This window comes from Nocardia sp. NPDC004722 (genome assembly GCF_053601505.1).
Map to the genome: position 1 here is coordinate 1 of NZ_JBSGBY010000419.1, position 7,532 is coordinate 7,532.

The window sequence follows — 7,532 nt, forward strand, 5'->3', positions numbered from 1 at the left end:
TGGGTTCAATACCCGGATGGTTCCTGGCGCTCCCGATAGCGCCAGGCTCGAGCCGGTCGCGTCCAAGCGCAACAACGTGCTCGGGCTCATCGGCATTTCAGGATGTTTGCGCCCCTCGCTTCCTTATGCGTGCCAAGCGGCTGCGAATGATCGCCCGGGTCAAGGGGACAGCGTTTCGCAGCAGTAGACACTCCGACCATCCTGGCCGACCGGCTCGCCGCCTCCTGAGCGCGGTCAGTCGCCGTACCCGACGAGCGCACCGTCGGACAGGAACGTCCAGAACACCAGGACCGCACCGGGTGCCGCGAGAGCATGCGGAAGGACCTGGTAGTTCACTTTCCCCGCGGGTCGCGAGGTCACCGGATGTCCGTCCTCGCGGCTCCACGATCGCACCGGCAGGTCGTAGGTGAGAGTGCGCGATCCAAGATTGTCGGGCAACTGCACGATTTCGTCCCGCAGGAAGAGGATGTTCTGCATCTCCACGAGCTGCGGGTCGAAGAAGCCGGGTAGGCGGTACAGGACCGCGCCGGTGTCGGAGGCGACCACCGCGAACGGATCCTTGTCGCCGCTGTCGCGATACACGCGCCGAAGCTGTTGCGCGCCATTGGAATCGGCCGCGATGATCGATGTGACGTCGCTGTTGTCGACGACGGTCGTCGCGAGCTGCCGTGGACCGGTCAGCGTGAGGTGCGCGAGTGCCGAGGGCGAGCGTTGATACCAGTTGACGACGACCGCGTTCTCGACCTGGGTCAGGGTCGCGGTCTCCGCGTTCTCGAACTCCCGCGTGGCGACGACGGTGCCGTTGGCCGGGTCGATCTCGGTGACGGTCGCCCGGGTCGAATCGCCGGGCGCGCAGGGTACGAGCACGTAGATCGCACCCTCGGTCATGGCCGCGGAGACCCTCTGATCAGGGCATGTGGGCGGATCCAGTCGCATCGCCAGATTCGCCGACCACAGGCGCGCCCCGGTTCGCCCGTCGTAGCGGACCAATCGTTCGGTGTCGTGCCGGATCAGAAAGCCCGGCATCGAACGGGTTCGGGTCCACTCGGCGGTCCAGCGGTCCAGGTTCGGGATGTCCCTGGTGTAATCCGAGTGATGCCAGAGGATTTCACCGGTCATGGCGTCGAAGGCGTTCCAGCCCACCCGCCCCCAGTTCGCGACCACGACCTTGCCGCCGTCGACGGACTGCAAGGTGCCGGAACTGTATCCGACGCGGGTCGACGTGTCGTGCTGCCGCAGCGGCATGGACCGCTCGATGGTCGGATAGGTGCTCAGATAGTGCCATCGCGGTGCACCGGTCGCCCCATCGTAGGCGGTCACACCGGCGGCCGAGGAGACCACGAACCCCGCGCCCGCCACCACGACGTCCGGTGTTCGCGGACCGTCCGCGGTGGACACCTCCGCCAGCGGTATGCGATAGCGTTCCGGCCCTAGGCGATTCGGCACCGACGGCGCCGCGGTCGCGGCAGCGAGGGTGTGGTCGAACCGAACCGGGTCGTCCGCCACCCGAACCGCCACCGCGGCAAGCGTTCCCGACACGACGAGTCCGGCGGCGGCCGCGATCGCCACTCCGCGCCGTAGGGACAAGGCCGCGACGACGCCCGGCCGCCACAGCGGAATCATCGACCGCCACAATGGAAGCGCCAGCAGGAGCGAACCTGCGACCACCAGTCCGCCGGCGGTCAGCGCCGTCGGGAGACTGGCGAAGGACGGCACGTCGCCTCGAACCTCCCGGTATCGCCGCACCAGGTGACCGGATACCGCCATGACGGGCAGCACCGCGATCCCGGCCCCGACGGCGAGCACGACAGCGGTCCGCACCCAGTCGGTCTTCGGCAAAATCCAACGGCTCGACCGGATCACCTCGACCGCGCCGATCGCCATGGCCGCGAGCACCAGAAGGCCGAGCACGAGCGCCGACCACGCGTAGTGCCTCGCCAGTCCCTGGGCCTGATCCAGAGCCGAGGTGCCCTGATAGCTCTCCCAGTTCTCCGGCACCTCGGACGCGCAGGTGAGGCTGTACAGGGCGAGCAGCACCCCACCGCTGACCAGCCCGAATCCGAGACCGCCGGTCGATCCCAGCAGCCGGGGTCCGCGCCCGGTCACCGCGTCACCGCTCTCCGCACCCACCACATCCTCTTTTCGAATTCGCCCTGCCCCAGGCCGAACAGCTGTCCCAAATTACCAACCAACCGCGCGGTACCCCTGCTGGTGGTACCGCGCGCCTACCGGCTCCTCCCGGTGGTGATGGCGCGCCGGTCAGCCCAACGCTGGGGTATCGCGGGTTATTGCCCTGTGGCGCTGCGACATTCGATATTGGCGGGATGAACGTGGTGGCGGCGCTCCGGCTCAATATGACCAATGTCGACGATTTCGCGGGACGGCACGGGGAGCGGTATCGGGCGGCGCTGGATATGGCCGCTTATGCCGACGGGTGCGGGTTCGCGGTGGTGAACTGCGAGGAGCATCACGGGTCGGGGACCGGATGGCTGCCCGCGCCACTGCTGATGGCGGCGGCGGTGGGGGCGTGCACGACGCGGATGCGGGTCAGTATCGGGGCGTTGCTGGTGCCGCTGTACGAGCCGGTGCGGTTGGCCGAGGATCTGGCGGTGCTGGACAATCTGTGTGGCGGGCGGCTCAGCGTGGTGGCCGGAATCGGTTATCGGCCTGAGGAATACGCGGCGCTCGGGCGGGATTTCCGGCGGCGGGGGCGGCTGATGGATGAGGCGCTGGAGATCATGTTCGCCGCGTGGCGCGGTGAGCCGGTCGGGCGGGGCGGGCATCGGTTGCGGGTGACGCCACGGCCGTTCACCGCGCCGCATCCGCAGTTGCTGATCGCCGGGATGAGTGCGGCGGCGGCACGGCGGGCCGCCAGGTTCGGGCTGCCGCTGTCGCTGCCGATGGCCATGCCGGAGGTGGAGGCGCTGTACTACGCGGAGCTACAGCGCCACGGCACCGCCGGATTCGTGCACAAGCCGGAGCCGGGCAGCAAACTCACTCTGCTGCACCATGATCCGGATGCGGCCTGGCAGCGTTTCGCGCCGCACATTCGCACCGAGATCCGCGAATACGCGTCGTGGCGGCGCGACGGGGTGCCCCGCCCGCACGAGGCGAACGCCGGATCGGCCGATATCGGTGCCGGTTCGGTGGATGCGGTGCGCGCGCACGGCTACCTCGAGATCCTCACGCCCGAGGAACTGCGCGACCAGATCGCCTGCGGGCGAACCGAAATCCTGATGAATCCACTGATCGGCGGGCTACCCCTCGACGAGGGCTGGGCGAGTCTGCGCCTGCTCGGCGAGGTGCTGACCCAGGCCGGGGTCCAGGCGACCCCGGTGGCCGGATGAACCCCACCCGACACTCCCCGACCCCGAGGACGACCATGACCGAACCACGCCCCGGACGGCTCACCGCCGCCGCCCGCAAATTCCTCACCTGGGACGAGAATCCCGCCATCTTCGGCATCACCATCCCGTGCCCGGTCCCGGTGCGCATGGGCCCGGAAGACGCGGCACTCCTGCTGAATTCGCTCATCGACACGCATGAGGCGCTACGCAGCCGCTACGGCTACGGCGAGGAGGCGGGCTGCGTGATCGAACCGGCCTCCGGCGGCGTTCTCGATCCGGCCCGGATCGACCTGCGGGTGGTCGACATCGAGGGCCTGCAGCCCGACGCTCTGATGGCCGTCATCGAGGACGAGTCGGCGAAGGCGAACCTGCGACTGGATCCGGCGGGCGGCAAGATCCTGACCGCCGCGCTGCTCACCCGCTCCACCGACGTGAACATCCTGTTGCTGACCGCCCATCACGTCGCCATCGACGGCGTCGCCATGTGGGTGCTGTGGGACGATATCGCCACCTACGTGCGGCAATGGGAAGCGGGAGAGGAGATCTCGCTGCTCCCCGAGTCCACCACCGGCTCGGAGTGGGCCGAATTCCTGGAAGGTTACGCACCCGGGCGGGTCGGGGAACTGGAGTACTGGCTCGCGGCCAGTGACAGCGTGCCGAATCAGCTGCCCCGCGCGGCCACACCGGAATCCGCGCATATCGACGGTGTCATCGACGGAGCGCTCGCGCGGCGACTGCTGACCGAGCTGCCGGAGACGCTCGGGGCCACCTACACCCGGATCCTATTGGTAGCACTGGGTTTGGCCATCGAGGACGTGACCGGGGAGGCCCGGCCCATCTCGGTGCAGAAGCACGGCCGCTACAGCCGTCTGCGGCCGGGCACGGATCTCTCGCGCACGGTGGCGTGGATCTCCGACGACTATCCGTGGGCGCTGCGACCGGTGCCCGGCACCCTCGACGAGCGCGTGCGCGACGCCATCGCCTCCTATCCGCCCAATCCCGAGGACTTCACGCTGCTGTGCTGGCATCACCCCGACAGCTGGCCGCGCTTCCTGAGCTTCAACTTCCCCAAGTTCTACTTCAACTTCCTCGGCGACGTGGGCGTGTGGATCCCGGACGCGCAATCGCGCGAACAGGCCCGGCTGACCATGTTCGACCTGAGCATGTTCCTGGGCACCAGCAAACCCGAGGGCGTTGAGCAGGTGCACTATTCGGTGCACTCACCCCAGGGCGGTCTCGGCGCGGACACACTCGGCGCGGTCGTCGACCGGTGGCGGTCGATCCTGGAGACGGTGGGTGCGGCATGAGCAGGATCGTGCTCGTCGGCATCGGCTCGCGCGGCGATATCGCGCCGCTGACCGGGCTGGGCGTGGGTTTGCGCGAGGCCGGGCACGAGGTGCTGGTGGCCTCGCACTGGATGTTCGCCGAGCAGATCACCCGGTGCGGGCTCGACTTCCGGCCGATGGCCCTCGACTTCGAGATCGATACCGACACCGATATCAACCGGCTCGCGGCAGGCTGGAAGTTCTCCTCCCCCAGCGGAGTTCGCGGCATGGGCATGGGCATGATCGAGGCGCTGCGCGACGAGCCCGCCGACGTTCTGCTGCTGCCCCCGCCCACCGAGTACGCGGGACTCGCGCTGGCCGAGGCCAAGGGCATCCCGTCGATCGGATTGCGGTTCCAGCCGCTCTCGGCGACCGCCGCCCACGCCCCGGCGGCGCTGGGCCCCTACGACTTCGGCGGTCGCGGCAACCGCTTGGCCGCCGACTTCGGGGCCTGGTTCAACGACAGTTTCTACGGCGGGACCATTGCCGCGTTCCGTCGCGAACTCGGCCTGCCGCCCTTGTCCGCCCGCGCCGCACGGCGCAAGCGCACGGCGGCGCAGTGGCCCATCCTGAACGGCTTCTCCCCCAGCGTCGTCGCGCGCCCGGCCGATTGGCGGCCAGGTTTGGAGGTGACCGGATACTGGTGGCCGCCGCGCCCCGAGCAGTGGGAGCCGCCCGCCGAGCTGGTCGACTTCCTCGAGGCGGGACCGCCGCCGGTCTTCCTCGGCTTCGGCAGCATGGTCGACAGTGCCGCGGGCAGCGCGCGCATGTCGGCGATGATCGGAAAGGCGTTGCGGCGGGCGGGAGTTCGCGCCGTCGTCCAGCCGGGCTGGATGCGGCTCGACGTCCCCGGCGACGACGTCCTCACCGTCGGGGACGTCCCGCACGACTGGCTGTTCCCGCGCATGGCGGCGCTGGTGCACCACTGCGGCGCGGGCACCACCGCCGCAGGGTTGCGCGCGGGCGTGCCCGCGATCGGCGTGCCGGTCTACGCCGATCAACCGTTCTGGGCGCGGCGGCTGGTCGACCTCGGGGTCAGCCCGGCGACCATCCCGTACGGGAAGATGTCGGAGGACCTGCTCACCGACGCGATCCGCCGCGCCATCACACAGGACTCGTTCCGCGACAATGCGATTCGGCTGGCCGCTCGCATCGCGGCGGAGGACGGCGTCGGCCTCGCCGTGAAATCGATCGAGGCCCATCTGAGCGCCGCGTCGACCGCATAACCCGGCTACCGGGATCGGCCGAGGGCGGCGAAGATCCGGGAGCAGCGCTCGATCATGTCGTCGGGGGTGTGATCGGGGTGCTCGGTCCACCAGGCGATGGTGGTGGTGACGATGCTGAACCACAGCGACAGCACCAAGCCGTGATCCGTCGGGTCGCCGAGGCCCGCCTCGGCCAGAACCTCGGTGACACCCTCGGATCCCATGGCGTTGAGCGCGTTCTGGTAGTGGCGTGCCGTGTCGAACGGCGCACCCGGACGCGGCAGGGTGGCGTCGTAGATGATGCGCCAGTTCTGCGTGTGCCCGTCGAGGGCGGTGAAGATGCCGGTCAGGGTTGCGAGGGCCTTGCCGGGCGCACCGTGCACGGACTGGGCCTCGGCGACGGCGGTGACCAGTCGCTCGCCCGCGCGGTGGACGCAGGCGGCATGCAGGCCGTCACGCGAGCCGAAGTAGGTGTAGATGAGGGGTTTCGACACTCCCGCGGCGGCAGCGATATCGGCGATCGAGGCGTTGGCATAGCCGCGGTCGCCGAATTCGACCGTGGCGATATCGAGGATCTGCTGTTCGCGCTGCTCGCGCGGGACGCCCTTGGTACCGGCGCGGCTCACCGGCCTGCTCCGGCGGAAACCCTTGCGGCAGGGTCGATCAGGACGCCGGGATTCAGGATGCCCGCCGGATCCAGCGCCGCCTTCGCCGCTCGCAGCGCGACCGCGAACGGCTCCGGCCGCTGCCGGTCATACCAGGGCCGGTGGTCGCGACCGACCGCGTGATGATGGGTGATCGTGCCGCCCGCGCCCGAAAGCGCCTGCGACACCGCGGCTTTGATCTCGTCCCACTGCTCGACGGTGCGGCCCCAGGTCCCGGCCGCGTAGATCCCGAAATACGGTGCGGGCCCGTCCGGATAGACGTGGGTGAACCGGCACGACACCACACCGGTCACCCCCAGCGACTCGAACGCACCCGTCGCCGCCGTCTGCACCGCGGCCCGCAACTCCTCGAAACGGTCCCAGGTGCAGGCGGTTTCGAAGGTCTCCACGATCATCGACTGCGCGGCCAGCGCGTCGCGCTGATACGGCATGCGCAGGAACGACGACCGCCAGGTGTCGGCCGCACCCGAGCGCGTCACCTCCTCCTGCTCGGCATCGGTGGACCGCACGCCCTCGGGCACGGTGCCGCCGTGCGCGCGGCAGATCCGCAGCGCCCACGACATCGGTTCGTCCACCGGATGATCCGCGGATTCGAAGCCCAGCACCAGCACGCCCCCGGCACTCGCGGTACCGGCGTTGAGGAACGCCTCCACCGGATCCAGCAACCGGCAGTTGGCCGGGAAGATCCCCGCCTGGGCGATCTCGCGGGTGGCGGCGACCGCGGCGGTGTAGTCGCCGAACAGCACCGACGCGCCGGTGCGCCAGCGCGGCCGATCCTGCACCCGCAGCCAGGCTTCGGTGATCACGCCGAGAATGCCCTCCGAGCCCAGGAACATCCGATCCGGTGACGGTCCCGCGCCGGAACCGGGCAGCCGCCGAGACTCGCTCACCCCGACCCGCGGCTCATCGATGTCACCGACGGCGCGGTGTACGTGGGCGGCACCGATGTGCGGCACCTCGAATTGGAGGCGCTGCGTTCGGAGATCGGCC

The 7,532-nt window shown here is 69.5% G+C and carries 6 protein-coding genes; 3 read left to right on the top strand and 3 right to left on the bottom strand.

Features of this window, described 5'->3' with window-relative positions; all coding sequences use genetic code 11:
- Window positions 1-234: 234 nt before the first annotated feature.
- Window positions 235-2,130 (bottom strand): hypothetical protein, encoded by a 1,896-nt coding sequence (locus tag ACWELQ_RS31715; protein ID WP_452400712.1) that lies wholly within the window; start codon window positions 2,128-2,130, stop codon window positions 235-237.
- 194 nt (window positions 2,131-2,324) lie between these two features.
- Here ACWELQ_RS31715 and ACWELQ_RS31720 point away from each other — a divergent pair, with 194 nt between their 5' ends.
- Genes ACWELQ_RS31720 through ACWELQ_RS31730 form a run of 3 tightly spaced genes read left to right on the top strand, consistent with a single transcriptional unit; the run spans window position 2,325 to window position 5,898 of the window.
- Window positions 2,325-3,347 (top strand): LLM class flavin-dependent oxidoreductase, encoded by a 1,023-nt coding sequence (locus tag ACWELQ_RS31720; RefSeq protein ID WP_452400713.1) that lies wholly within the window; start codon window positions 2,325-2,327, stop codon window positions 3,345-3,347.
- 35 nt (window positions 3,348-3,382) lie between these two features.
- Window positions 3,383-4,654 carry a condensation domain-containing protein gene (locus ACWELQ_RS31725; protein WP_452400714.1) on the top strand — a complete coding sequence of 424 codons (1,272 nt, stop codon included), beginning with the start codon at window positions 3,383-3,385 and terminating at the stop codon, window positions 4,652-4,654.
- On the top strand, window positions 4,651-5,898 hold the full coding sequence (locus tag ACWELQ_RS31730) for a glycosyltransferase (protein ID WP_452400715.1): 1,248 nt from the start codon (window positions 4,651-4,653) through the stop codon (window positions 5,896-5,898). The genes ACWELQ_RS31725 and ACWELQ_RS31730 overlap by 4 nt, the downstream gene beginning before the upstream one ends.
- Before the next feature lie 5 nt (window positions 5,899-5,903).
- Here the strand turns inward: ACWELQ_RS31730 and ACWELQ_RS31735 are convergent, their stop codons facing one another.
- Window positions 5,904-6,503, bottom strand: coding sequence for a TetR/AcrR family transcriptional regulator (locus ACWELQ_RS31735; RefSeq protein WP_452400716.1), 600 nt, complete (start codon window positions 6,501-6,503; stop codon window positions 5,904-5,906).
- A partial coding sequence (locus tag ACWELQ_RS31740) for an FAD-binding oxidoreductase (protein ID WP_452400717.1) occupies window positions 6,500-7,532 on the bottom strand: 1,033 nt, incomplete at its 5' end. The genes ACWELQ_RS31735 and ACWELQ_RS31740, both read right to left, overlap by 4 nt.